Below are 23779 nucleotides of genomic sequence, written 5' to 3' on the forward strand. Positions count from 1 at the left end.
ATCCCTCATGCGCAAGATCCTCACCACCGCCACAACGGCGGCCCTCCTCACCGCAGGCCTCTCGACCCCAGCCTGGGCAGCCGCTCCGGACGCACCCACCGACGTACAGGTCGCCTGGGTGGGTGACAAGATTCGCGTGACCTGGAAGGACAACGGCGAAGCGAACGTGGTCCGGGCGGAGTACGTGAACGAGGGTCAGAGGTTCACGAAGGCCACGCCGGCGGCCGGCGCGGACAACGAGGTCGTGCTGAGCCAGACCGCCTTCCTCAACCGCGACCGCATCCGGGTCACAGTCGAGTCGAAGGGCGCCGATCAGACCCTCAGTGCCGCCGCTGTGAGCCCGTTGTTCGACGCTGTCGTTCCGGTGTACCCGATCGTCGAGGACGCGGACCTGCTGGCCGACGGATCGGTGCGGCTGGCCCGGTGGACACAGCCCACGATCGCGGACCAGACTCCCGACGACCCGCTGGATCGACCAGCCTCGGAAACGTATCTGGGAGCCCAGATCGTCGTACCGGGCTCACCCAGCGAGCGGATGTTGATTCCGGCCGGGGCGACCTCGTTCACGGTGCCGCCGCGACCGCGGCCTGCCACGATCACCCTGTACGCCGGGAACGAGTGGGGCGAGTCGTACTTGTCGAACGGCGACGGCCCATGGCTGGAGCGCAGGGTCCTGGTGGGGACGATGTCGGCCTCGACCGCCGTGCCCGCGATGGGGATCTACAGCCTGCAGATCGGTATCAAGACCACACTCAAGTCGGACCTGGCCAACATGCCGGTGCCGGTGCAACTGCAGGCCCGCCCGAACAGCGCGTCGCCGTGGAAGACCTACGGCCGGTATACCGGGAACCTCCGCGACCCGTTCTTCACCGACATCGCCTCGCTGGGCGAGCGTCAGTACCGGGTGTGGGTGCTGCCGGCGAAGCAGATCACCCAGTCGGCGATCAAGCTGACGCCGGCTGCCTCGACCACTGCCCGGACCTCGAAGTCGACCGCGAACGTCATCACCTACGGCATCGAGCCCTACGACACGGTCGCCGGGCGCATGGTCACGCTGAAGGTGTGGGCTCAGCCTGCGGTCAGCATGAAGGCGGCACTGCAGCGACGCGAGGGCAAGACCTGGAAGTATGTTCGCGAACTGCCGCTCACGAACGGGAAGCTCACGCTCCAGTTCCGTGCCACGCGCCAGAACCAGACGTGGTACCGGGTCATCACACCGCCGGTGAAGGTGAACGGTTTGCCGGTGCTGGCGGGGACTTCACTCGAGTACCCGTTCACAGTGCGCTGAGCGTTACCGAAATGTGAGCAAATGGTCGTTTTCCGGCACGGAGAGTGACGAGCGCTAACTCAGTTCACCTGATGGCTGCCTGGTGGCACGCCGGGCGTCGTTTACGGTGCCGGAACCGTTCACCGGTCGTTTACCGGCGACGGGCCACCCAGTCATCTGGTCTCCCTACCGTCTGTGGAAGTTCAGAAGTCTTGATTCCCGCAGAAGGGCAACACTCTCGTGTTCGTGAATCGCCTGCTCCGCGTCGGCTCCGTCGCCGTGGCATCCCTCGGTGTGCTCGCTCTGAGCGCCTGTGGCAGTGACCCGGAGCCGTCCGGCTCCTCGAGCCCGAGCACGGGTTCCTCCTCGACCGGCGCGGCCGACTGCCCGCAGGGCACGCTGAACGCCGAAGGCTCCTCGGCGCAGAAGAACGCGATCGAAGAGGTCATCAGCAAGTACAACGAGACCTGCGACAAGGTCACGGTGAACTACAACCCCACCGGTTCCGGCGCGGGCATCAAGCAGTTCAACGCCAGCCAGGTCGACTTCGCCGGTTCCGACTCGGCACTGAAGACCGAGTCCAAGGACGGCGGCGAGACCGAGGCCGCGCAGGCCGCGAAGCGCTGCCAGACCAACCCGGCGCTGAACCTGCCGATGGTCATCGGCCCGGTCGCGATCGCCTACAACCTCGACGGCGTGCAGAAGCTCGTCCTCGACGGTGCGACCGCCGCGAAGATCTTCCAGGGTGACATCAAGACCTGGAACGACCCGGCGATCGCCAAGCTGAACGCGGGCGTGACGTTGCCGACGGCCCCGATCTCGGTGTTCTTCCGTTCGGACGAGTCCGGCACCACGGAGAACTTCACCAAGTACCTGAAGGCCGCCGGTGGTGGCGCCTGGAAGGGTGAGCCGGCCAAGAAGTGGACCGGTACCGGCGCGGGCAAGGAGAAGTCCGCCGGTGTCGCCGAGGGCGTCAAGAGCACCAAGAACTCGATCACGTACGTCGAGTGGTCGTACGCCGTCGACAACAAGCTCGGCGTCGCGCAGATCGACAACGGTTCGGGCACCCCGGTCGAGCTGTCGGCCGAGTCCGCCGGTAAGGCGCTGGCCGCCGCGAAGCCGGCCGGCACCGGGTCCGACCTGGCGCTGAAGCTGGACTACGCGACCAAGGAGGCCGGGGCCTACCCGATCATCCTGGTCACCTACGAGATCGCCTGCAGCAAGGGCCTGCCGGCCGAGAAGACCGCGCTGGTGAAGAGCTTCCTGAGCTACTTCGCCGGCAAGGACGGCCAGGGTGCGCTGACCGAGCTGAACTACGCGCCGCTCCCGGAGGAGATCCGGGCCAAGGTCGACGCGGCCATCCAGACGATCAGCTGAACCAGCCGATCCGCTGAGTAAGAACCTGCAGTGATGCGAGCCCCGGCCGGTCCGAAAAGGACGGCCGGGGCTTCGCCTCGTCGGACCGATCCCCGCAGTCCATGACCCAAGGCGCTTGGAGCACCATCGATGAGTAGTCCAGACGGCACGGCCCCGCCCGACCGGCCGGAGGAGCCGGCCGCCGCCGGAGCAGAACCACAGATCGAGGATCTGGTCGTCGGGCCTACCGGCCCGGCCCCGCACTTCGACGCCATCGCCACCGCGCACGCCGACGGCGAGACCCCCAAGACTGCCGATGAGACCGGACCGAAGCTCGAGCTCGGCCCGGTCGGTCATCTCGGCGACCGGTTGTTCTCCGGCCTGGCCCGCGGTTCCGGCGCCCTGGTGGTCGCGATCGTGGCGTTCGTCGGCATCTTCCTGCTGGCGCTGGCGATCCCGTCGCTGGCCGACAACAACACGAACTTCCTGTTCTCCCGGGTCTGGGAACCGGGCGGTTCCGATCCGAGGTTCGGGATCGCCGCGCTGTTCTACACCACGGTGATCAGCTCGATCATCGCGATGCTGATCGCCGTACCGGTCGCGATCGGGGTCGCGCTGTTCGTCACGTACTACGCGCCGAAGCGGATCGCCACCCCGGTCGCGCACGCGGTCGACCTGCTGGCCGCGGTGCCCTCGATCGTGTACGGCCTGTGGGGTCTGCTGTTCTTCGCCCCGATCCTGCTGCCGGTGATCAACGGCATCTCGGCGGCACTGGGCTGGATCCCGGTGTTCGAGAAGCCGATCGGCGACAACGTCGGGGTGATCTTCACCGTGTCGGTGGTGCTGGCGATCATGATCCTGCCGGTCGTCACGGCGATCAGCCGGGAGATCTTCGCGCAGACCCCGATCGCGCACCGCGAGGGCGCGCTGGCGCTGGGCTCCACCAAGTGGGAGATGATCCGGATGGCGGTCCTGCCGTACGGGCGCTCCGGGGTGACGAGCGCCGCGATGCTCGGCCTCGGCCGCGCGCTCGGTGAGACCGTCGCCGTGATGATCATCCTGACCGTGCCCAACGGCAACGACCCGTGGAACTCGTCGATCTTCGCCGGTGGCGAGACCTTCGCCTCGAAGATCGCCAACAACGCCGCCGAGTTCGACACCCCGGAGAAGACCGGCGCGTTCATCGCGGCCGGCCTGGTGCTGTTCGTGGTCACGTTCCTGGTCAACTCCGCGGCCCGCATCATCGTCGCCCGCAGCGCCCCCGGCGCCAAGCGTCCGCGCCGCAACCGCCGCGCAGGAGAAGGAGCGTCCGTATGACGGCCATCGTCGAGAACCGCCCGGCCTACGACGGCAAGGAGCTGGACCTCACCGGCAAGTCCGGTGCGCGCGCCTTCAAGAACGTGCTGGCGACCGTCCTGATCGTGGCCGCCTTCGTGATCGCGCTGATCCCGCTGGTGTGGATCCTCTGGACCGTTGTCAGCAAGGGTTATCACCTGCTGCTGAGCGCCGACTGGTGGAGCCAGTCGCAGCGCGGTATCACCGTCCGCCGCGAAGGCGGTGGCGCGTACCACGCGATCATGGGCACGCTGATCATGTCGCTGATCACGGCCGTGATCGCCGTACCGATCGCGGTGCTCGGCGCGGTCTACCTGGTCGAGTACGGCAAGGGCACGAAGGCCGCGCGGGCGGTCAGCTTCATGGTCGACATCCTGACCGGTGTCCCGTCGATCGTCGCCGCGCTGTTCATCTACGCGGTCTGGATCACGATCCTCGGCTTCAACCGGGTCGGGTTCGCGGTGTCGCTGGCGCTGGTGCTGCTGATGCTGCCGGTCGTACTGCGGTCCACCGAGGAGATGCTGAAGCTGGTACCCGACGAGCTCCGGGAAGCGTCGTACGCGCTCGGGGTGCCGAAGTGGAAGACGATCCTCAAGGTGGTCGTGCCGACCGCGTTCGGCGGCATCGTCACCGGCGTGATGCTCGGTCTGGCCCGCGTGATGGGTGAGACCGCACCGCTGCTGATCCTGGTCGGCTACTCCAAGAACATCAACACCAACCCGTTCAACGGCTTCATGGGCGCCCTGCCGACGATGATCAACCAGGACCGGACCGAGCTGGCGCTGCAGCCGGCCGCGGACCGGGTCTGGGCGGCGGCCCTGACGCTGATCCTGCTCGTTCTTGTTCTCAACATCCTGGCCCGGCTGGTCGCCCGGTTCAGCACCATCAAGTCGAAGTAACCAGAGAGGTTCTGAGTCGATATGGCAAAGCGCATCGAGGTCAGCGGCCTCAACGTCTACTACGGCGATTTCAAGGCCGTCGAGGATGTGTCGATGACGATCGAGCCCCGCTCGGTCACGGCGTTCATCGGCCCGTCCGGCTGCGGCAAGTCCACCTATCTGCGGACCCTGAACCGGATGCACGAGGTGATCCCGGGGGCCCGCGTCGAGGGCAAGGTGCTGCTGGACCAGCAGGACCTGTACGCGAACGGCGTCGACCCCGTCGCCGTACGGCGGGTTGTCGGCATGGTGTTCCAGCGGCCGAACCCGTTCCCGACGATGTCGATCTTCGACAACGTCGCGTCCGGCCTGAAGCTGAACGGCGTCAAGGACAAGAAGAAGCTCACCCAGGTGGTCGAGGAGTCCCTGAAGGGCGCCAACCTCTGGAACGAGGTCAAGGACCGCCTGGACAAGCCGGGTGCCGGTCTGTCCGGTGGTCAGCAGCAGCGGCTGTGCATCGCCCGGGCGATCGCGGTCGAGCCCGAGGTGATCCTGATGGACGAGCCCTGCTCGGCCCTGGACCCGATCTCCACGCTGGCGATCGAGGACCTGATCGAGAAGCTCAAGGACAAGTTCACCGTGGTGATCGTCACGCACAACATGCAGCAGGCGGCCCGCGTCTCCGACCAGACGGCGTTCTTCAACCTGGCCGCGACCGGCAAACCCGGCCGGCTGATCGAGATGGGCGCGACCAAGGCGATCTTCTCCAACCCCACCGAGAAGGCCACCGAGGACTACATCACCGGCCGCTTCGGCTGAGTCGTCGAGGTCACGTACCCGCGCCCGGCGGCGCGGGTACGTGACCCTGAACCTGTGGCCCGGATAGTCTGCAGGGATTCTTCGACGTTTCAGAAGGGACAGTGGTGAGCACTCCGACGCCTCCCGGCGATGACCAGAACGACCCGCAGGACACCCCGGGCCAGACTCCGGGCGGCCAGCCGGGACAGTACGGCCAGCCGGGCTCACAGCCTGGTTACGGCCAGCAGCAGCCCGGTTACGGGCAGCAGCAGCCGGGCTCCTACCCAGGTCAGCCCGGACAGTACGGCCAGCAGCCCGGCCAGCCCGGCTACGGCCAGCAGCCGCCGCAGGCACCTGGCTACGGCCAGCAGACGCCGGGCGCCTACGGGCAGCAGCCCGGCCAGCCCGGCGCCGGTGCGGGCGGCTACGCCTCCTACCCGGGCGGCCAGAACTCTGGCTACGGGTACGGCGCCCAGGCCGCGCCGAGCAACACCCCGATGATCCTGTCGATCATCGGCATCGTCTGCTGGTTCTGCTGCTCCCCCGCAGCGATCGGCCTGGGTCTGTTCGCGCAGAGCAAGTATCGCGAGCAGGGCCAGTCGGACACGCTGGCCAAGGTGGCCTGGATCGGCGGCATCGCCTTCCTGATCCTCGGCATCATCGGCTACGCCACCGGTCTGGTCGGCAACCGCTGACGTTCAAGGCTTGACGGTCGCCGGGTGGCTCACGCTGCCCGGCGCCAGTCATTTCAGGGATGCAGTCAGTTCAGGTTGCGGGCGAAGCCGTACACGATCAGCAGCGCGACGACGGCCTTGGTGAGCCAGTCGACCACCCGCGGGTTCATCGTCAGCCGTGGCAGCCGCACCAGGCGCAGGGACTCCAGCGCCCAGGACAGCACCTGGTAGCCGACGGCAAGGCCGATCAGCGGGCCCAGCACCAGTACGACGGGGTTGAAGTGCCAGGCGGCGTTCAGATCGCCACGGAGCAAGGCCGCAGCCATCCGGGTCGACCCGCAGAGCGGACAGTTCAGACCGGTGGTGGCGTGCAGCAGGCAAGGAATGCCGAGCCCGGTCAGCTGATAGACCCCAGCCAATGCGAAACCACCGACACCGACCATCGCGAGCCCCTGCACGCGCCGGTCCACCGGCTCGACCGGTCCAGCGGGGCGGAGTACGACGCCATGGCTCACCGCACCACAGTAACCTGCCTTGCAGCCCGTAGTTGAGCACCAGAGAGGAATTCAGGTGACCACCCCTCCGTCCGGCCCGTACGACGGTTCCACGCCGCCCGGTCAGCCCAACCAGTACCCGCCTGGCCAGCCGAACCAGTTCCCCCCGGGGCAGCCGAACCAGTACCCGCCCGGCCAGCCCGGTGGTGGGTTCCAGCCCAGCGGGCACATCCAGCCCGGCTACAACCCTTATGCGCAAGGCTCTTCGGGACAGGGCGGCTACCGCTTCGCACTGCCCGGTCAGCCGGTCGGCTACACGACGCGGGTGGGCGCCTCGCTCATCGACAGCGTCCTGCAGGGTTTCCCGACCGGGATCGCCCTGATCGTCACCATCTCGATCAGCACCAACCCCAAGTACTCGGACAGCGCCGGGCTGCCGCTGACGCTCGGCTTCATCGCCTCAGCGGTGATCTGGTTCCTGAACCGGGTGGTCCAGCAGGGCCGCACCGGCCAGTCGCTGGGCAAGAAGATGACCGGGTCGCGGGTGATCAGCATCCAGACCGGTGAACTGATCGGCTTCGGCCCGAACCTCGGTCGCGAGATCTGCGCCTACTTCTTCAACTACCTGTGCTTCATCAACCTGCTCTGGCCGTTGTGGGACGAGAAGCAGCAGACCTGGCACGACAAGATCGTCAACGACATCGTCGTCAGCACATGAGCGTTCCGTACGGCTACACCCCCGTGCCGCCGCTGGCGGAGTGGCTGCCGCGCGTCGGCGCGGCTTTGATCGACAGACTGATCGAAAGCGTCCCGGCCGTCATCGGCTACACCTTGTTCATCGTGAACGTCTTCTCCCGGATGGATCTGGAGGACGACGCCCCGCAGGCCTGGTCCGTGATCGCCTTTCTTCTCGGTATGGCCGTCTCCTTCGGCCTGTGGCTCTGGAACCGGGTGTTCCGGCAGGGCAATACCGGGCAGAGCGTCGGCAAGAGCGCACTGAAGCTTCGGCTGGTCGACGGTGCCACTCTGCAGCCGATCGGCCCCGGCAAAGCGTTCGGTCGGGACGTGCTGGCCGCAGTCTTCGCCTACGTCCCGCTGATCGACTCGCTCTGGCCGCTGTGGGACGAGCAGAAGCAGACCCTGCACGACAAGGTGCTCAACACCTACGTCCAGTCAGTGGGAGAGCAGGAAGCCGGCGCAGGTTACTGACCAGAGCACACTGGTGAAGGTGCCGATGATGAAGCGCTCGGCCACCGCTTGCGGTGTGACGGAGGCAGGCTGGTCAGGACTGCGCAGCTCGGGGTAGCGGGCCAGTCCCTTGATTGCCAGCACGATGGCCAGCCCCTCCGGCCAGCCGGCCACCAGGGCCGCGAAGATCGCACCACGCTCGAGAGAACCGATCAGAGCGCCGCCACGCAGCACCTCACCGGCCTTCTGCGTGGACTGGGCCCTGGTGTTGCCCCGGTCCGCCAAAGCAAGCACAGAGGTCGTCAGCGGGCCGCCGCCGGTCACTGCGAGTCCTCCGGCCAGCAGGAGCAGCACATTCCACCAACGCTCGTCCCAGCCGACCACACCGTGCCCGTAGAGCAGCACCAGACCAGCAGCGATCAGACAGGCCAGCATCAGGCCGCTGAGCACGATCTCCAGCGTCGCACCAGCCTTGGGCACCCACGCCAGTACGGCGAGGATCAGCCCGGCTCCGGTGAGCGCCAGGACAAGTGCCGTCACGCAGCGACCTCGACGCGGCCGAGCAATTCGGACGCCAGCAACCGTCCACGCTGCTCCTCGACCACTCCGGCCGCCTGAGCCCGTTGGGTTACCGCAGATTGGCTGATCCCCAGTTTCACGCCGATCTCCCGTCGTGTCAGTCCCTCTGCCAGCAGGTCGGCAACAGCCCACCCGCGGTCGCTGCGCCGTCGCAACACCGACGCCAGCAACCAGAGCACAGTCTCCACCTGATCGGCCAGCAGCGCGTCCGACCCGCACACGTTGACGTGGTGCGGGCTGGCCTTCGCCTTCGTCACCGCATCCCGGGCGTGCACGAACGCGTCACCGTTACCGGCTCGCGTACTGCGCGGCAGGGGATCGAAGACGTCGCCGATCCCGAGGCCGACGTACCAGTGGTCCCGGCGGATCAGGTCGACGATCAGGTCGATCGTTGCCGTGGCCTCCGACAGGATCCCTTGGACTTCGTCGCCCGCGGTCCGCTCGAACTTGCGGAGCAGGCCGGGCTGCCGGGGCCGGCGATTCAGATTTTTCAGTAGCTCGGGTACGAGATCACCGCTGATTCGGCTGCCGCGCTGATCTACCGTGAGAACGAAGACCACTGCCCTGCACCTCCTTGCCAACGGGTTAAGGCTACAGTCTTATTCACGCTGAGTGAAGGCAAAAACCTGAATCGGTTCACCCGATCACTCCCCGTAATCACCCCGCAAGGCAGCCGATTCCCCAATTCTCCGCTCAATCGGGGCACTTCCGCATCTCGACGCACCCACCGATTTCACTCCGCGTAAGGCCGAAAAGCTCACTTTTCCTGCCCCAAAGGCCCAGAAACCGCCGTACCGGGCCCCCTCGGCCTACGGTGCCAAGGTGGCGATACGAACCCGGCGGAAAATCATCCTGGTGGCGGTTCTGGCCCTTCTGGCCGCACTACTCGGCGCGGGCGTCGCCGCGGCGACCGTCCCGTGCTCGTTCCCGACCCCACCGGCCCCTGGTTTGATCTCCGACGGAGTCGGCACGCTGCCGGCCACACCGAGTGGCGCGGTGACCGCTTCGGACGGCGTGCAGCTCGCGTACTACGCCGAGCTCCCGGCCCATCCGACCTCGACGCTTGTCTTCTTCCACGGCTCCGGCGCGAACAGCCGAGCCGGCTATCTGCCGCTGGCCCGGCAACTCGTCCGGTACGGCGTCGCGACGTACCTGGTGGATATCCGCGGCCACGGCGCCTCCGGTGGTCCACGTGGCGATGCGCCTTCCCCACAACAGGTCTGGCAGGACACGGCCGACGTGATCGGTTTCGTCCACGACCGCTGGCCGGGGCTCCCGGAATTCGCCGGCGGACATTCGGCCGGGGCCGGATTGATCCTCAACAGCCTGAACCGGTTCCCCGACCCGATCGCCGGGTACGTCTTCCTCGCTCCGGACTACGGACTGCATTCCGACACCGAGAAAGTCGATCGGGGCAGCAACTTCGCGACCATCTGCACCCGGATCTTCATCGCCAATGCCGTCACCGGCGGCCGGATCGACGGTCATACGAAGGCGCTCGGTTTCGCTTACACCACAGCCGAGCTGCGGGAATCCGGGATGGTGAACCGGTACACGGTGAACATGGCGCTCGCCCAGAATGCCGACCAGGCAGCAGATGACCTGCAAAGCATCAAGGTTCCGGTCGGTGTTTGGGTCGGCGCCGACGACGAGGTGTTCGATGCGACCAAGCTGGCCGAGTTCTCCCGGCAGGCACCGCACGCGGACGTGACGATCCTGCCGGGAGAAACCCACCTCAGCCTGCTCGACACCTCAGCAGCTCAGGTCGGACCCTGGATGCAGCGTCAGTCGGCCAGTGGTAGATAGACCTTGCTGTCATTGGCTTTGAAGGTCTCGGACATCTCGTTGAAGCCGGCCTCGATGGCTTCGGTCGACGTCAGCCCGCGCTCCTCGGCGTACTTGCGGATGTCGGCGGTGATCCGCATCGAGCAGAACTTCGGACCGCACATCGAGCAGAAGTGCGCGGTCTTGGCGGGCTCGGCCGGCAACGTCTGGTCGTGGTACGACCGAGCGGTGTCGGGATCCAGAGAAAGGTTGAACTGGTCCTCCCAGCGGAACTCGAACCGGGCCGTCGACAACGCGTCGTCCCAGGCCTGCGCACCCGGGTGACCCTTGGCCAGATCGGCCGCGTGGGCAGCGATCTTGTAGGTGATCACCCCGGTCTTGACGTCATCGCGGTCCGGCAGCCCGAGGTGCTCCTTCGGCGTGACGTAGCAGAGCATCGCCGTACCGAGCCAGCCGATCTGCGCTGCCCCGATCGCGCTGGTGATGTGGTCGTAGGCCGGCGCCACATCAGTTGCCAACGGCCCCAATGTGTAGAACGGCGCCTCACCGCACAGCTCCTCCTCGAGCCGTACGTTCTCCGCGATCTTGTGCATGGGCACGTGTCCGGGACCTTCGATCATCACCTGTACGTCGTGCTCCCAGGCGACCTTGGTGAGCTCCCCCAGCGTCCGCAGCTCGGCGAACTGGGCTTCGTCGTTCGCATCCGCGATGCAGCCCGGCCGGAGCCCGTCACCGAGCGAGAACGTCACGTCGTACTCGCGCAGGATCTCGCACAACTCGGCGAAATGCGTGTACAGGAAGGATTCCTGGTGATGCGCGAGGCACCACGCGGCCATGATCGAGCCGCCACGCGAGACGATGCCGGTGATCCGTCGCGCGGTCAGCGGCACATACCGCAGCAGTACGCCGGCGTGCACCGTCATGTAGTCGACGCCCTGCTCGGCCTGCTCGATGACGGTGTCGCGGTAGACCTCCCACGACAGCGCAGCCGGATCACCCTTCACCTTCTCGAGTGCCTGGTAGAGCGGCACGGTCCCGATCGGTACCGGCGAGTTCCGCAGGATCCACTCGCGGGTCTCGTGGATGTTCTTCCCGGTGGACAGGTCCATCACCGCGTCCGCGCCCCAGCGGGTGGCCCAGACGAGCTTCTCGACCTCGTCCTCGATCGAGCTGCTGACGGCGGAGTTGCCGATGTTCGCGTTGATCTTCACCAGGAACTTCTTGCCGATGATCGCGGGCTCGACCTCCGGATGGTTCCGGTTGACCGGGATGACGGCGCGACCGCGCGCCACCTCGGACCGGACGAACTCCGGATCCATGTTCTCCCGGAGCGCGACGTACCGCATCTCCTCGGTGATGGTGCCGGCTCGAGCATGCGCGAGCTGGGTCAGGTTCGTCCGCCCAGCGATCCACTCGCGCCGCAGCGCGGGCAGACCAGACTGTACGTCGATCTGCGCCGACGCGTCCGTGTACGGCCCGGACGTGTCGTACAGGTCGAAGGACTCGCCGTTGGTGAGGTGGACACGACGCGCCGGAACTCCCAGTTCGCCGCGATAGATCTTCTCGGAGCCCGAGATCGGGCCGGTGGTGACAGTCGGTCGTACGGTGCCGATAGTTGTCACTTGCTGTGCTCCCTACGCCGGAATTACCCGGACAGGTTCGGCGGTCGGCGGCGCCGGATCGATCCAGCCGCCCTCTCAGCCCACTACGGTGCGAGCTCCCGCGATCTCCAGTTATCACCAATACCTTAGTAGGCTCCTACGATGCGCGACTTTGTGTACCCGCCTGTCGTCGGTTTCGCCCGTACGGCGTTCAAGGTGCTGGAGGTGAACTTCCAGCTGTCCGGGACGGAGAACGTGCCGCGGACCGGCGGCGCGGTGATCGCGCTGAACCACATCAGCTACGTCGACTTCGTCCTCGGCGGGTACGGCGCTGTGCCGAGCAAGCGGCTGGTCCGGTTCATGGCCAAGGAGGTCCTGTTCCGCAACCGCTGGTCCGGCCCGTTGATGCGGGGCATGCACCACATCCCGGTCGACCGCGGTGCGGGCGCGGCGTCGTACGAGCAGGCTCTTGACTATCTGCGGGCCGGTGAGGTGGTCGGGGTGTTCCCGGAGGCGACGATCAGCCGGTCGTTCGAGCTGAAGGAGTTCAAGTCCGGCACGGTCCGGATGGCGGCCGAGGCCGGCGTACCGGTGATTCCGCTGATCCTGTGGGGTACCCAGCGGATGCTCACCAAGGACCACCCGAAGGACTTCTCCCGGCACCGCACGATCGCCATCACGGTCGGTACGCCGATGACCGTCACCGCGGACGACGATCCGGTCGCGGCGACCGCCGTACTGCGCTCGACGATGGCCGAGATGCTCGACGACACCATCCGCGCCTACCCGGAGCAGCCGCCCGGCGCCTGGTGGCTGCCGGCCGCGTACGGCGGCTCCGCGCCGACGCCGGAGGAGGCGGAGCGGATGGACCGCGAGGAGCTCGCGCGGCGGGCGCGGACAGGGCCTTGACCCCCACCGGCGAATGGGGGTACGAAGGGCTCTTGTTATTGACAAGGCAGGAATCTGGGGGGTTTCTGTGCTGCTTGCCTTGTGCTGGGCGGGGGAAGGTTTTTGTTCGATTCACCGGAAGAACTGCGACTGTTCGAACCCGGGACGCTGGTGGTGGCGCCGCACGTCGCCGAGCATCTGCCGGATGCAGGCGCTTACTTCATCGACTGGTCCACCCGAGACCTGGACGGCGAGCGCGCGCGTGAGGTCGAGGCCGCCGTCAACGGCCGCCGCTGCGCCAACGGCTGGTTCCCGCTGGAGAGCCTGGACAGCATCGGCCACCGCGGCTTCTGGCGCGGTCCACTGACATACCTGGCCCAGATGACGTGCGAGGACGCAGCCATCTTGCAGGACTGGGCTGCCCGCGGCCTGACCGGCGAGGACCGGCAACGCATCCAGGCGACCGTCAATCACCTGCTGCACCAGCAGGGTCACGCTGCCGCTGCGACGTGGGCGGTCGCCGTTCGGCCCCAGGCTGGTCTGGACGCGGCCGAGCTAGGCGACCGGCTCTTCACAGCCTGGGAACAGAACCTCGACGCCGTGCGTACCAAGGACGTGGCCAAGGCAGTACGCCGCTGGAACCGCTAAGTGGTTAATGGCTGCGCTCTTTTAATGAAACTGCGGGATGATCAGGTAGAGCCCGTACAAGACCGCGGCGAGGCACGCCGCGAAGCACAGCGACGCCACTGCGGTGTCCACCATCGGTGCAGGCCGCTTTTCGTCGATAGCTGCTGCCCGGCGCGCCATAGCGGTCACACCGAAGGCGAACACCACCGCCAGCCCCACTCCGAAGACCAGGCTGACCAGGGCGACCTCACCGAGTGCACTCCAGTTGATGTGCATGCCCGTCCTCCGCTCAGACCGCCGCGGGCGCCGAGGTGGCGGCCGGGGTGCTCGGGTACTCGTTCACGTTGGTCGAGGTGACCGGCGTCCGCCGCGAGGCGAGGTAGATGCCACCGCCTGCGGCCACAGCCAGTACGGCGATGAGCGCGACCCCGAGGTTGCCAGAGTTCGCCACCCGACCGGACAGTGCACCGACGAGTGCTGCGGCCGGCAGGGTGAACAGCCAGGCCAGAGCCATCCGGCCGGCGACCGTCCAGCGCACCTCTGCGAGCCGCTTGCCCAGACCGGCACCCAGGATGCTGCCGGAACAGACCTGCGTGGTCGAGAGCGGGAAGCCCAGGTGGGACGAGGCCAGCAGCACTGCGGTCGAGCTGGTCTCCGCGGCGAAGCCCTGCGGCGACTCGATCTCGGTCAGGCCCTTGCCCATCGTGCGGATGATCCGCCAGCCGCCCAGGTACGTCCCGGCGGCGATCGCCAGACCCGCGGCGAAGATCACCCAGATCGGCGGGCGCGAGCCCTGCGCCAGGCTGCCGGAGGTGATCAGGACCAGCGTGATGATGCCCATCGTCTTCTGCGCGTCACCGGTGCCGTGTGCCAGCGAGACCAGCGAGGCGGACGCGATCTGACCGGCACGGAAGCCGTCGTCGACGCTCTTCTTCCGGGCCCGCGCGGTGATCTTGTAGGCCAGGTAGGTGCCCAGCAGGGCGACCACTCCGGCCACGACCGGTGCGGCGACCGCGGGGATGATGATCTTCTGCACCACGGTGCCGAAGTTGACCGCACCGGCGCCGGCCGCGATCCAGGTCGCGCCGATCAGGCCGCCGAACAACGCGTGCGACGAGGAGCTCGGCAGACCGACGTACCAGGTCAGCAGGTTCCACAAGATGGCGCCGACCAGGCCGCCGAAGATGATCGGAACCGTGACTTTCGTATCGTCGACCAGCCCACTCGAGATGGTCTTGGCGACTTCGGTGGAGACGAACGCGCCGGCCAGGTTCAGGACGGCGGACAGCCCCACCGCGACCTTCGGTTTCAGCGCGCCGGTGGCGATCGATGTCGCCATCGCGTTAGCGGTGTCGTGGAAGCCGTTCGTGAAGTCGAACACCAGTGCGGTGACGATCACCACGACGACGAGAAACGACAGATCCATCCCGATCACATCCCTCGGCGGACGAGTTGTGGCACTCGACCGACCGTAGGGGTGGTGGATGAATTCGAAATGAATGCGATCCGGGGATCTCACTCCAGGATCAGATGGACTACCCCGTAGACGCCGGCGGCGACCAGGCCGGCGGCGGGAATGGTCAGCACCCAGGCAGTGACGATGCCCTTCGCGACGCCCCAGCGGACGGCCGACAGGCGCTTCGTGGCGCCGGCGCCCATCACGGCGCTGGTGATCGTGTGGGTCGTGGAGACCGGGGCGTGCAAGCCGATCGCCATCACGTAGAGCACGGCGGCCGCGATCGCCTCGGAGGCGAATCCGCGGGCCGGGTCGAGGTGGATGATCCGACGGCCCAAGGTGCGCATGATCCGCCAGCCGCCGGAGTACGTGCCCAGGGAGATCGCGGTCGCGGCGGAGAACTTCACCCACAGCGGGATGCCGTCGTCCTTGTCCGCGTGCCCGGTGGTGAGCAGCGCCAGGAAGATCACGCCCATCGTCTTCTGGGCGTCCTGCAGACCGTGCCCGAGCGCCATCGCGGCGGCCGACAGCGACTGCGCGAGCCGGAAGCCCCGGGTGACCTTGCCGGGGTTGCGGCGCCGGAAGATCCAGAGGATCGCGACCATCAGGAGGAACGCACCGACGAAGCCGATGGCCGGTGACAGCACCATCGGGATGACGACCTTGTCGACGATCCCTTTCCACAGCACCACGCTGGACGACGCCAGTCCGGCGCCCACCAGACCGCCGATCAGCGCGTGCGACGACGAGCTGGGCAGGCCGAAGTACCAGGTGATCAGGTTCCACGTGATGGCCCCGATCAGCGCGGCGATCACGATCACCAGGCCGTGCTTGCCGGCCGGAGCCGTGATGATGCCCTTGCCGACGGTCTCGGCGACCTCCGTGCCGGCCAGGGCGCCGAGGAAGTTGCAGACCGCGGCCATCGCCAGCGCCACCCGCGGTGTCAGCGCGCGGGTCGAGATCGAGGTCGCGATCGCGTTCGCCGCGTCGTGGAAACCGTTGGTGTAGTCGAAGGCCAGTGCGATCACGACGACCGCGATGACGAGCGCGAACTCCACGCTCAGCTCTCCTTGACGGCGATCTGCTCGACCGTGTTGGCGACGTGCTCGAACGCGTCGATGGCAGCCTCCAGCAGGTCGACCACGGTCTTCAGCTTCAAGACCGTGAGGGTGTCGTACTCGCCGCTGAACAGCTTGGCGATGATCCGCCGGTGCACCGCGTCGCCGGTGTTCTCGAGCCGGTTGATCTCGATCCAGTACTCGGCGAGGTCCTTCATCGTGCGCAGCCGCGGCATCGTCTCGGCGGTCAGCTGAGCCGCCCGCTGCAGCACCTCGATCTGCTCGGCGACCTCCTCCGGCAGCTTCTCCAGGTTGAAGAGGTGGATCGTGTCCACCGCCTCCTCCATGAAGTCCATGACGTCGTCGAGGTCGGAGGCCAGCCGGTAGATGTCCTCGCGGTCGAACGGCGTCACGAACGTCGAGTTGACCCGGCGGATGATCGAGTGGGTCGTCTCGTCCGCCGCGTGCTCGGCGTCCTTCATCTGAACAGCGATCTGATGACTGGCCGACAGCCCACTGCCGGCCGTACTGCCGAGCAGTTCGGCAAGGATCCGGGCGCCGTCCACGAGGTGGTTGGCGGATTCGGTGAAAAGGTCGTAGAACGTCGGGTCGTTCGGACGCAGACGTAACGGCACTTCAAGCTCCGGGTGAACGAGGGACAAACCGTGGATCATGCTAGGGCGAACAACCGGCTGGGGTTGCATCGCCCGGGTCAACGTAGCGCGTAAGGGTGAACTAGTTCACTAGGAGGTGACTACCGAGTAATCAATTGGTATCAGCGCGTGATCACGGCGTACAGGTCGAAAAGACCGACCACCAGCACCAGTCCGGCGGCGATCCGGAGCACCCGGTCCTGGCCGAGAGCCTGTACGGCGGCGCCCCGGGAATGGCGGTAGACAGCGCTCACGGCCGCCCAGCAGCCCAGTGCGAGCACCAGTACGACGATGCCCAGGCCGGTGCGGACGTCGGACGAACCGTGGCCGGAGGCAAGCAGCAGAATGCCGTTGGCGACCAGCCCGAGGGATGTCCGCCGCCAGGCGAGCAGGGTCCGCTCGGGTTGGAGACCGGGGTCACGTGTGCTCATCGCCACAATGCGAAGATCAGGCCGATCACACCGGCGCCGGCAATGGTTGCCGCGAGCATCAGTGGCAGTCTGGTCACCGGGAGTGGCTGACCGCGACGCATGGCGATCAGATTCTGCTGCCAGCGCCGGAGTGCTCCGGCAGTGGTCACGAGCCCGGCGGCGACCAGGATCAGTCCGATGATCCGGGCCGGCCAGCGATCGTGCCCGAGGTCGAGGAACTGCACTGCCGAGAGGCCACCGGCATAACACGCCAGTGATGTCCGCAGGTAGGCCAGATAGGTTCGCTCGTTCGCCAGAGTGAACCGGTAGTCGGGCTCCTGCTCCTCCTGCATCAGCAGGTCACCAGATCGTGCTTCTGCTTGAGGGCGAGCACCCGCCGTACGCTCGCGTCGAGCTTCGCGGCGAAGGCCTTGTCCTGCTGGGCTTTCACCACCAGCGCGTTCACCATGGCGGAGGTGAGGTTGGAAGCGCCGTTGATGACGATGTCTCCGCCGGCTGCGATCACCCGGGTGGCCCGCTGACCGGCCGGCACCTTCGCCACGTTGGCCGCTGCTCCGACATCGTCGGTGATCACAACACCGCCGTACCCGAGGTCGCCGCGGATCATGCCGTCGATGACGATCGAGGAGAACGCCGCCCGGTTCTTGGGGTCGATCTTGGTGTAGGTGACCGTGGAGACCATCAGCATCTCGGTGCCGGCCGCGATGCCGTCCGCGAACGGCTGCAGGTCGTCGTCACCGCGGACCGTCACGTTGTCGATCACATCGGCGGCGAAGTCCGTGTTGCCGCGGACCTTGCCGATGCCGGGGAAGTGCTTGACCGAGGTGATCACGCCACCCTTGGCCATCCCGCGGACGAAGGCCTGAACCGGCGGTCCGACCTTGGCCGGCGTGTTGCCGAACTCGCGGTCCAGTTGGCCGATCGGCGCGTTCTGCTTCTTCAAAGACGCCGGTACGACGTCGGCCACCGGACTGAGGTCGGTATTGACCCCGGCCTGCTTGAGCTGGCTCGCCCACTGCGTAGCCCGGGCGGTGAGCTTGTCACTCGTCCACGTGCCCTGAACCGTTGCCGATGGGATGCGAGTGAAGCCGGAGCCCTTCAGACGCTGGATCTGACCGCCTTCTTGATCCGCAGCCATCAGCGGCTTGATGCCGTCGACCGTGGCCGCGGTTGTCGCCGCGGCGGTCGCCGCCTTGGTGTGAGCGAGGCTGCCACCACTGCCGAGCAGGAGGACGCCGCCTGGCTTCTGCTTCTGGACGATCGGGCGCTGGGCGGACGTCATGCCATTGGCGCTGATGCCGGTCATGATCAGCTGAGCGGCGCGCTCTCGGAGTGTGAGGTCTTCGAGCTTGGCGTCGATGCAGCCAGTAGTGGGCGTCGACGTCGGCGTGGCCGACGGTGTCGGAGTGGTCGGCTGGTCCGTGGTCTTCGGCGGCAGCGGTACCGACGACGACGGGACCGTGCTCGGACCGGCTGTCGGCGGAGACTGGCTGTCGTTGCAACCAGCAAGCAGCAGAGCAGACAGTACGACGAGAGCTGTGGCTCGTGCCCGCATCAACGCTCCTGGCTGGTGTGCTCGGCCAGAGCCGTGCAGACGGCGTACAGCTGGTCGACCTGCTCCTCGGAGAGAGCGTCGAAGATCGCGCTGCGAACCTCTTCGACGTGACCCGGCGCGATCTCCACCAGCTTCTCCCGGCCGGCGTCGGTGATGATCGCCACCTGACCGCGACGGTCGGACTCGATACCTTCACGGCGCACCCAGCCGTACCGCTCGAGGCGATTGACCGCGTGCGAGAGACGACTGCGCGACCCCATCGTCGCGACCGCGAGCTCGCTCATCCGCAGCCGGCCCTCCTGCGCTTCCGACAGCCGCACCAGGATCTCGAAGTACGTGTGCGGAATCCCGGCGTCACGCTGCAGTTGCTGCTCGATCCGGCTGTTCACCACGCGTTGGGCCGCGATGAACGCGCGCCACGCCTGCTGCTCTTTCTCGTTCAGCCATCGGGGTTCCGCCATGTCGGCAGCGTAGCGGGCAGCCTGATCAGTGCGACGGCAACGGCACAGACCAGCATGCCGACCGCCGCCAGGGCTCCGATGCTCTCGTCCAGCACGAAGTACGCCAGCAGCATCGTGGTCGGCGGCACCAGGTAGAGCAGACTGCTGACTCTGGTCGCACCGGAAAGCTTCAGATTGACCAAGAACAAGCCCCAACCGCCTCCGGTTGCCAACAGCACCAACCAGAGCACAGCACCGTAGAACCCGGGCTGCTGCGGCACGCTGAGCTGATGTGTCGAGGCCGCCAACGTGACGAACAGCACTGCGGACACCATGCTCTGAACGCAGACCGCATCGAGTGACTTGACCGCCGACTTGCTCCGGCGATCCAGGCAAGTGCCCGCGACCAGGCCGAGCAGACCGATCAGTGGAATCAAGAAGAGCAGCAACGAGCCGTGGCCCGCATGGAGATCGTCGGCGACCACGAGGGCGACTCCCCCGAGTCCGATCACCAGACCGATCCACTGGCGTCTGTCGACCGGCTCTCCGAGCAAGGGACCGGCAACTGTCGCGATGAGCAGTGGTTGCAGCGATCCGATCAGCGCGGTGGCTCCGGCGGTGATGCCATGGTCGATGCCGGTGAAGATGGCGCCGAGGTAGATGAACTGGGTGAGGACCGCCATCGCGATCTGGATGAGCAGGTCGCGACGAGTCAGGCGGGGACGACGGATGCTCAGGATGATCGCGCCGAGCAGGCCGGCCAGCAGGAAGCGCCAGGCGAGCAGGTCGAACGCGTTCGTGTAGCGCGTCCCCCAGCCGGCGCCGATGAAGCCGGAACTCCAGAACACGACGAACCCGGCTCCTGCGGCCAGGGTCACCAGGCGCAGGTTCGGCGTACGTCGTACTGGCGGGGCGATGGTCATGGCCCGAGAGTAACCACACCGGTCGGTATACTGTCAGTATGCCTGTTCAGCAGATGAGACTGCTCGTCGATCGCGGAGTGCCCGCGGCGGACCGGCTGACCCCGGCCGGGGCGCGGATCCTGGCGGCGGCGTCGACGCTGTTCTACGAGCAGGGCATCCGGACCGTCGGGGTCGACGCGATCGCGGCGGCCGCCGACGTGACCAAGAAGACGCTGTACGACCGTTTCGGGTCCAAGGATCGGCTGATCGCGGCGTACCTGGAGCACCGGAACCGGGTGTGGCACGAGTTCCTCGATGAGCAGTTGGCGGAGCGCGCGCCTGGTTCTCCCGAGGAGGTGGTCCTAGCGCTGTTTGCTGCGCTGACCGACTGGCTGGCGGGGTCGCGCAACGGCTGCGGCTTCATCAACGCGAGCGTCGAGCTCGCCGCGCCTGATCACCCGGCGATGCCGGTGATCGTCGGGCAGAAGCAGTGGATGCGATCCGAGTTCGAGGCGCAGGCGCGGCTGGCCGGGATGGCCGACCCCGGCGAGTTGGCGGATCGGCTGCTGCTGCTCCACGAAGGTGCGCTGGTCAGTTATCGGGTCGCGGCGATGGCAAACGCGACCGAAGTCGCCGCTCGCGCCGCCGCCGACCTGCTCGCCGGCTGGCCGCGGCTTGGTGCTGGCGACACAGTGACGTCTTAGGTTGTACGGCGGGAGATGGTGAGGCCGACCAGGCGGGAGACGACCATCGCGACGTAGCCGAGGCCGGCGAGCTGCTCGATCATTACTACCGAGCGGCCCCAGCTGGAGATCGGGACGACGTCGCTGAGCCCGGTGCTGGACAGCGTGGTGAAGCTCAGGAAGAGCAACTCCATCCAGGTACGGTCGTTGCTGGGGGCATCTGCTGCGATGAAGCTGCCCGGGACGAGGACCTGGACGAACACGTACAGGTAGGCGAATCCCCAAGCCACCAAGGTGAACGTGGCACCGGTCGCGTAGAGCTCGTCGGTGCTGACGTCGTGGTCCGACAGCATGTAGCGCAGCAAGCTGTAGGCCGCGTAGAGGTAGAAGGCCGCGTGCAACACAGACGAGACGGCTAACCGTGTCGCTCGAGTTGTACACGTCGACAAACGAGAGCGCGACGGCCGGGATTCCCAGCCCAATGCTGACCCAGGTGAGTCCCGGCGTCGATCGCACCGAGAACACGGCGAGCACCAGTACGACGATCCCGAAGGTCTCGAAGGCGAGCCGACCGCCTCGCGAACCTTCGGTCAGCGGGTAGATCAGCACGCCCAGCAACTGCACGACCAGCAGGACCGCCGATGGCTGCCGCCGCGCCGCGGAGTACCAGCTCATCCGGCGGACCGGTCCTGCTCGCGCGATGCGATGATCGCCTGCCGTCGCGCCAGCCGGTGGCTCCGGCGAATCTCCGCCTCCCGCATCCGCCGCAGCTCCTCGTCGGTCTCCGGCACCACCTGCGGTACCTCACGCGGCTTGCCATCCGCGTCGACCGCCACGAACACCAGGTACGCCGAGGCCACGTGTACCTCCGGTCCCACCGCGTCCCACCGATCCGCGGTGATCCGCACCCCGACCTCCATCGAGCTCCGGCCGGTCCAGTTCACCTGACTGCTGAAGTGCACGACATCGCCGACCCGAACCGGCACCAGGAAGACCATCTCGTCCATCGACGCGGTCACCGCAGCCCCACCCGAGTGCCGCGCCGCGACCACGCCCGCGACCGAGTCGACCAGCGTCATGATCACCCCACCGTGCACGGTGCCGAGCAGGTTCGTCTCGTGCTGCGCCGTGATGTGCGACAACGACAGCCGAGTCACCGAAGTCGGCCGTGACGCCGGAGTGCTGGACATCTGGTCCTCCTGTTCCGGACCGGATTCGGTCCCCGCGCCGCAGAGTACCGAGCAAGTTGTCCACAGGTTCGAATCGACCGGCTGGAACGGGGGCGAATCCTCGTACTTTCTCTGTCGAGGAGGTGCCCATGACAACCACCGAAACTCCCACCGATCCGCATCTGAGCCCCTTGACCGCGCCACAGGTCGACCGTCTGGTCGCCCTCGCGCTCACCACCTGCCGCGAGCTCGGCTTCGACCTTCAGTACGAAGCAGGTGCCCTGATCCCTGCAGCCGTCCTCGACGCGCTCGACCCGGACGCGCCTGGACCGATTCTCGGTCTCACCAACCTGGCCCGGGCGATCGCCCAGGAGGATCCCGACGACTGGCCTCAGTTCGTCGACACCCACTTCGCCGAGCTCCTCCGCCGCCTCGACGAAGGTGCACCCGACCCGCCCGACGATCCCGCCCGCGAGCTGATCCAGCGTCTGGTCCCACGCACGTCACTCCCACCGCACTGGGTCGCCGACCGTCCTGACGTGATCCCAGGCCTGTTGTCCGTGCCCGCCACGCTCCACGACACGACCGTCACGATGTACCTCGACCCGACCGACCTGGGCCTCACCTGGTCGGCCGCCGAAGCCCTAGGCCTCGCCAACCTCCGCCGCCGTGCCGACCACCTCGAACTGCTGGAAGAGGACGGCGTTCAGCTGGCGCGCCTCACCGGCGACTCGTTCACCGCATCCCGTGCCCTTGTCCTCGACACAGTCCTGCGCGAAACCCTCCAGCTCCCCGACCTGCCCTCCGCAGTCCTGGCCGCAGTCCCCGCCCGCGACCTCCTGCTCATCCACGTCATCCGGGACCTCAAGGTCCTTCCAGCCCTAGGACTCCTGCTCCACCTCACCGCCCGAGCCCACACGCAAGCCCCCGGCCCGCTCTCCCCCGACGTCCACCTGGTCACCTTCACCACCACCGGCCACCCGACCTGGCACCCGGCCACCACCTCAACCTCCCCCACCACCCTCGCGCTCTCCACCCAACTCACAACCCTCATCACCTCTCTTCCAGCAGAGGTCAGGTGAGAGTCGACCAGGGGTACGGCGGAGTGGCGGTGAAGAAATGCAGCAGACTCGCGAGGCGGCTGGCTGGTGGGGCAGTCCAGTGGCGCTGACCGGGCCACGGGTCGGCCTGGAGCTTGCCCACTCCCCAGGACAGGTGCAGATAGAGCACACCTGCGGCCAACTCATCCTCCGCGAGCGCCGAGTCGGACAGTTCGCGCACCACGGACAAGTACTCAGGAAGGAGCTGGACGACCTCGGTCAACCGCAGCTTGGCGAAGTCGAGAGCTCGCGGACCCCACGCCGCGTCGCCCCAGTCGATGACAGCCTGGAGGCTGTTGTCGCTGCCCACGAGAAGGTTGTGCGGGGCAACATCTCCGTGGACCAGTACGGCGGGCGCCGACCGATCGAACCGCTGTTCCAACCGGGTGAACCACCCGGCCAGCCAGCGCGCGGTCTCCGCGTCCAGGTAGCCGCGATCGGCCAACTCGCCAACTGCGACCCGCGGTTCACCCCATCCGTCCACAGGAACCTCCGCGAGGGCCCCGCGCCGTACGGTATGCAACCGCGCAAGGTCGACGACCACCGCTGCCGGGGTGACCTCAGGTTCGGTGCCGTGGACACGTTCGACCACAACGTACGGCGCTCCCAGGTGCGCGTCACTCGGGTCGTACTCGAGGATCGCGGGGGTTCGCACGCCGGCATCCCGAGCCACCGGTACGACGACGGTCTCCTTCCGCAGGTCCGCTTCGAACGTGGGGCGTGCCACCCGGACGAACAACCGTTCCCCGAGCACGAACCCCCGGTTCGCCACCCCACCCGGCACCTCCCGCACCTGATCGGCCGTGACGCCGTAGCTGTGTGCCAGCAGGCGAATTGCGTCAACCATCGCGTCCATCCCGTT

At 67.0% G+C, this 23779-nt stretch carries 30 protein-coding genes and 1 riboswitch; of the genes, 14 read left to right on the top strand and 16 right to left on the bottom strand.

Annotated elements, in window-relative coordinates; all coding sequences use genetic code 11:
• Window positions 1–7 precede the first annotated feature (7 nt).
• The 6 genes from ACFVWG_RS07345 (at window position 8) to ACFVWG_RS07370 (ending at window position 6329) form a co-directional block, all read left to right on the top strand.
• The gene (locus tag ACFVWG_RS07345) at window positions 8–1288 is read left to right on the top strand and encodes a hypothetical protein (protein WP_391542296.1); all 1281 of its coding nucleotides are present in this window, start codon (window positions 8–10) and stop codon (window positions 1286–1288) included.
• 225 nt (window positions 1289–1513) lie between these two features.
• Window positions 1514–2644 carry a phosphate ABC transporter substrate-binding protein PstS gene (gene pstS, locus ACFVWG_RS07350; protein ID WP_391542297.1) on the top strand — a complete coding sequence of 377 codons (1131 nt, stop codon included), beginning with the start codon at window positions 1514–1516 and terminating at the stop codon, window positions 2642–2644.
• Window positions 2645–2773: 129 nt separating this feature from the next.
• Window positions 2774–3940 carry a phosphate ABC transporter permease subunit PstC gene (gene pstC, locus ACFVWG_RS07355; RefSeq protein ID WP_391542298.1) on the top strand — a complete coding sequence of 389 codons (1167 nt, stop codon included), beginning with the start codon at window positions 2774–2776 and terminating at the stop codon, window positions 3938–3940.
• Complete coding sequence (gene pstA / locus ACFVWG_RS07360; protein ID WP_391542299.1) at window positions 3937–4857, top strand: phosphate ABC transporter permease PstA; 921 nt, start codon at window positions 3937–3939, stop codon at window positions 4855–4857. The genes pstC and pstA overlap by 4 nt, the downstream gene beginning before the upstream one ends.
• 21 nt (window positions 4858–4878) lie before the next feature.
• Window positions 4879–5655, top strand: a complete 777-nt coding sequence (gene pstB / locus ACFVWG_RS07365; RefSeq protein WP_391542300.1) for a phosphate ABC transporter ATP-binding protein PstB — start codon at window positions 4879–4881, stop codon at window positions 5653–5655.
• A 104-nt stretch (window positions 5656–5759) separates the two neighbouring features.
• Window positions 5760–6329 carry a hypothetical protein gene (locus ACFVWG_RS07370; RefSeq protein WP_391542301.1) on the top strand — a complete coding sequence of 190 codons (570 nt, stop codon included), beginning with the start codon at window positions 5760–5762 and terminating at the stop codon, window positions 6327–6329.
• Between the two features lie 65 nt (window positions 6330–6394).
• Here ACFVWG_RS07370 and ACFVWG_RS07375 read toward each other — a convergent pair whose 3' ends face one another.
• Window positions 6395–6823, bottom strand: coding sequence for a DUF2752 domain-containing protein (locus ACFVWG_RS07375; protein ID WP_391542302.1), 429 nt, complete (start codon window positions 6821–6823; stop codon window positions 6395–6397).
• A gap of 55 nt (window positions 6824–6878) precedes the next feature.
• Between ACFVWG_RS07375 and ACFVWG_RS07380 the strand changes: the two genes are divergently transcribed.
• Both ACFVWG_RS07380 and ACFVWG_RS07385 read left to right on the top strand, forming a co-directional pair.
• Window positions 6879–7520: an RDD family protein gene (locus ACFVWG_RS07380; RefSeq protein WP_391542303.1), complete on the top strand. Its 642-nt coding sequence runs from the start codon at window positions 6879–6881 to the stop codon at window positions 7518–7520.
• On the top strand, window positions 7517–8011 hold the full coding sequence (locus ACFVWG_RS07385; protein WP_391542304.1) for an RDD family protein: 495 nt from the start codon (window positions 7517–7519) through the stop codon (window positions 8009–8011). Before ACFVWG_RS07380 ends, ACFVWG_RS07385 begins: the two co-directional genes overlap by 4 nt.
• Here the strand turns inward: ACFVWG_RS07385 and ACFVWG_RS07390 are convergent.
• Window positions 7976–8530 carry a hypothetical protein gene (locus ACFVWG_RS07390; RefSeq protein WP_391542305.1) on the bottom strand — a complete coding sequence of 185 codons (555 nt, stop codon included), beginning with the start codon at window positions 8528–8530 and terminating at the stop codon, window positions 7976–7978. The genes ACFVWG_RS07385 and ACFVWG_RS07390 overlap by 36 nt on opposite strands.
• Window positions 8527–9129, bottom strand: coding sequence for a transposase (locus ACFVWG_RS07395; RefSeq protein ID WP_391542306.1), 603 nt, complete (start codon window positions 9127–9129; stop codon window positions 8527–8529). The genes ACFVWG_RS07390 and ACFVWG_RS07395 overlap by 4 nt, the downstream gene beginning before the upstream one ends.
• 262 nt (window positions 9130–9391) lie before the next feature.
• Between ACFVWG_RS07395 and ACFVWG_RS07400 the strand changes: the two genes are divergently transcribed.
• Window positions 9392–10375, top strand: coding sequence for an alpha/beta hydrolase (locus ACFVWG_RS07400; RefSeq protein ID WP_391542307.1), 984 nt, complete (start codon window positions 9392–9394; stop codon window positions 10373–10375).
• Here ACFVWG_RS07400 and thiC read toward each other — a convergent pair.
• On the bottom strand, window positions 10354–11976 hold the full coding sequence (gene thiC / locus ACFVWG_RS07405; RefSeq protein ID WP_391542308.1) for a phosphomethylpyrimidine synthase ThiC: 1623 nt from the start codon (window positions 11974–11976) through the stop codon (window positions 10354–10356). The genes ACFVWG_RS07400 and thiC overlap by 22 nt on opposite strands.
• A riboswitch (TPP riboswitch) is annotated at window positions 11969–12088 on the bottom strand. (Overlaps the previous gene by 8 nt.)
• Before the next feature lie 29 nt (window positions 12089–12117).
• Between thiC and ACFVWG_RS07410 the strand changes: the two genes are divergently transcribed.
• Together ACFVWG_RS07410 and ACFVWG_RS07415 are read left to right on the top strand one after the other, a co-directional pair.
• Window positions 12118–12864 carry a lysophospholipid acyltransferase family protein gene (locus tag ACFVWG_RS07410; RefSeq protein WP_391542309.1) on the top strand — a complete coding sequence of 249 codons (747 nt, stop codon included), beginning with the start codon at window positions 12118–12120 and terminating at the stop codon, window positions 12862–12864.
• A 102-nt stretch (window positions 12865–12966) separates the two neighbouring features.
• Complete coding sequence (locus ACFVWG_RS07415; RefSeq protein ID WP_391542310.1) at window positions 12967–13491, top strand: hypothetical protein; 525 nt, start codon at window positions 12967–12969, stop codon at window positions 13489–13491.
• A gap of 21 nt (window positions 13492–13512) precedes the next feature.
• Here ACFVWG_RS07415 and ACFVWG_RS07420 read toward each other — a convergent pair whose 3' ends face one another.
• The 9 genes from ACFVWG_RS07420 to ACFVWG_RS07460 form a co-directional block, all read right to left on the bottom strand.
• Window positions 13513–13746 carry a hypothetical protein gene (locus tag ACFVWG_RS07420; protein ID WP_391542311.1) on the bottom strand — a complete coding sequence of 78 codons (234 nt, stop codon included), beginning with the start codon at window positions 13744–13746 and terminating at the stop codon, window positions 13513–13515.
• Between the two features lie 13 nt (window positions 13747–13759).
• On the bottom strand, window positions 13760–14896 hold the full coding sequence (locus ACFVWG_RS07425; RefSeq protein WP_391542312.1) for an anion permease: 1137 nt from the start codon (window positions 14894–14896) through the stop codon (window positions 13760–13762).
• Between the two features lie 89 nt (window positions 14897–14985).
• A complete protein-coding gene (locus ACFVWG_RS07430; RefSeq protein WP_391542313.1) occupies window positions 14986–15984 on the bottom strand; it encodes an anion permease in 999 nt (332 codons plus the stop codon).
• A 2-nt stretch (window positions 15985–15986) separates the two neighbouring features.
• Complete coding sequence (locus ACFVWG_RS07435; RefSeq protein ID WP_391542314.1) at window positions 15987–16619, bottom strand: DUF47 domain-containing protein; 633 nt, start codon at window positions 16617–16619, stop codon at window positions 15987–15989.
• A 140-nt stretch (window positions 16620–16759) separates the two neighbouring features.
• Window positions 16760–17068, bottom strand: a complete 309-nt coding sequence (locus ACFVWG_RS07440) for a DUF202 domain-containing protein (protein ID WP_391542315.1) — start codon at window positions 17066–17068, stop codon at window positions 16760–16762.
• Complete coding sequence (locus tag ACFVWG_RS07445; protein ID WP_391542316.1) at window positions 17065–17400, bottom strand: YidH family protein; 336 nt, start codon at window positions 17398–17400, stop codon at window positions 17065–17067. The genes ACFVWG_RS07440 and ACFVWG_RS07445 overlap by 4 nt, the downstream gene beginning before the upstream one ends.
• Complete coding sequence (locus ACFVWG_RS07450; protein WP_391542318.1) at window positions 17400–18623, bottom strand: glycoside hydrolase family 3 N-terminal domain-containing protein; 1224 nt, start codon at window positions 18621–18623, stop codon at window positions 17400–17402. Before ACFVWG_RS07450 ends, ACFVWG_RS07445 begins: the two co-directional genes overlap by 1 nt.
• The gene (locus ACFVWG_RS07455) at window positions 18623–19084 is read right to left on the bottom strand and encodes a MarR family winged helix-turn-helix transcriptional regulator (RefSeq protein ID WP_391542319.1); all 462 of its coding nucleotides are present in this window, start codon (window positions 19082–19084) and stop codon (window positions 18623–18625) included. Before ACFVWG_RS07455 ends, ACFVWG_RS07450 begins: the two co-directional genes overlap by 1 nt.
• Window positions 19063–19986, bottom strand: coding sequence for a DMT family transporter (locus ACFVWG_RS07460; protein ID WP_391542320.1), 924 nt, complete (start codon window positions 19984–19986; stop codon window positions 19063–19065). The genes ACFVWG_RS07455 and ACFVWG_RS07460 overlap by 22 nt, the downstream gene beginning before the upstream one ends.
• Window positions 19987–20024: 38 nt before the next feature.
• Here ACFVWG_RS07460 and ACFVWG_RS07465 point away from each other — a divergent pair, with 38 nt between their 5' ends.
• Window positions 20025–20669 (top strand): TetR/AcrR family transcriptional regulator, encoded by a 645-nt coding sequence (locus ACFVWG_RS07465; RefSeq protein ID WP_391542321.1) that lies wholly within the window; start codon window positions 20025–20027, stop codon window positions 20667–20669.
• Here ACFVWG_RS07465 and ACFVWG_RS07470 read toward each other — a convergent pair.
• A complete protein-coding gene (locus ACFVWG_RS07470; RefSeq protein ID WP_391542322.1) occupies window positions 20666–21052 on the bottom strand; it encodes a potassium channel family protein in 387 nt (128 codons plus the stop codon). The genes ACFVWG_RS07465 and ACFVWG_RS07470 overlap by 4 nt on opposite strands.
• Window positions 21053–21069: 17 nt before the next feature.
• On the opposite strand from ACFVWG_RS07470, the gene ACFVWG_RS07475 reads away from it, so the two are divergent.
• Window positions 21070–21249, top strand: a complete 180-nt coding sequence (locus ACFVWG_RS07475) for a hypothetical protein (RefSeq protein WP_391542323.1) — start codon at window positions 21070–21072, stop codon at window positions 21247–21249.
• A 70-nt stretch (window positions 21250–21319) separates the two neighbouring features.
• Here the strand turns inward: ACFVWG_RS07475 and ACFVWG_RS07480 are convergent, their stop codons facing one another.
• A complete protein-coding gene (locus ACFVWG_RS07480) occupies window positions 21320–21838 on the bottom strand; it encodes an acyl-CoA thioesterase (protein ID WP_391542324.1) in 519 nt (172 codons plus the stop codon).
• Window positions 21839–21966: 128 nt separating this feature from the next.
• Here ACFVWG_RS07480 and ACFVWG_RS07485 point away from each other — a divergent pair, with 128 nt between their 5' ends.
• Window positions 21967–22899 carry a hypothetical protein gene (locus tag ACFVWG_RS07485; RefSeq protein ID WP_391542325.1) on the top strand — a complete coding sequence of 311 codons (933 nt, stop codon included), beginning with the start codon at window positions 21967–21969 and terminating at the stop codon, window positions 22897–22899.
• Here ACFVWG_RS07485 and ACFVWG_RS07490 read toward each other — a convergent pair.
• Window positions 22892–23764, bottom strand: a complete 873-nt coding sequence (locus ACFVWG_RS07490) for a phosphotransferase family protein (RefSeq protein WP_391542326.1) — start codon at window positions 23762–23764, stop codon at window positions 22892–22894. The genes ACFVWG_RS07485 and ACFVWG_RS07490 overlap by 8 nt on opposite strands.
• Between the last annotated feature and the right edge of the window lie 15 nt (window positions 23765–23779).

Source organism: Kribbella sp. NPDC058245 (assembly GCF_042882005.1).
Taxonomy (GTDB): Bacteria; Actinomycetota; Actinomycetes; order Propionibacteriales; family Kribbellaceae; genus Kribbella.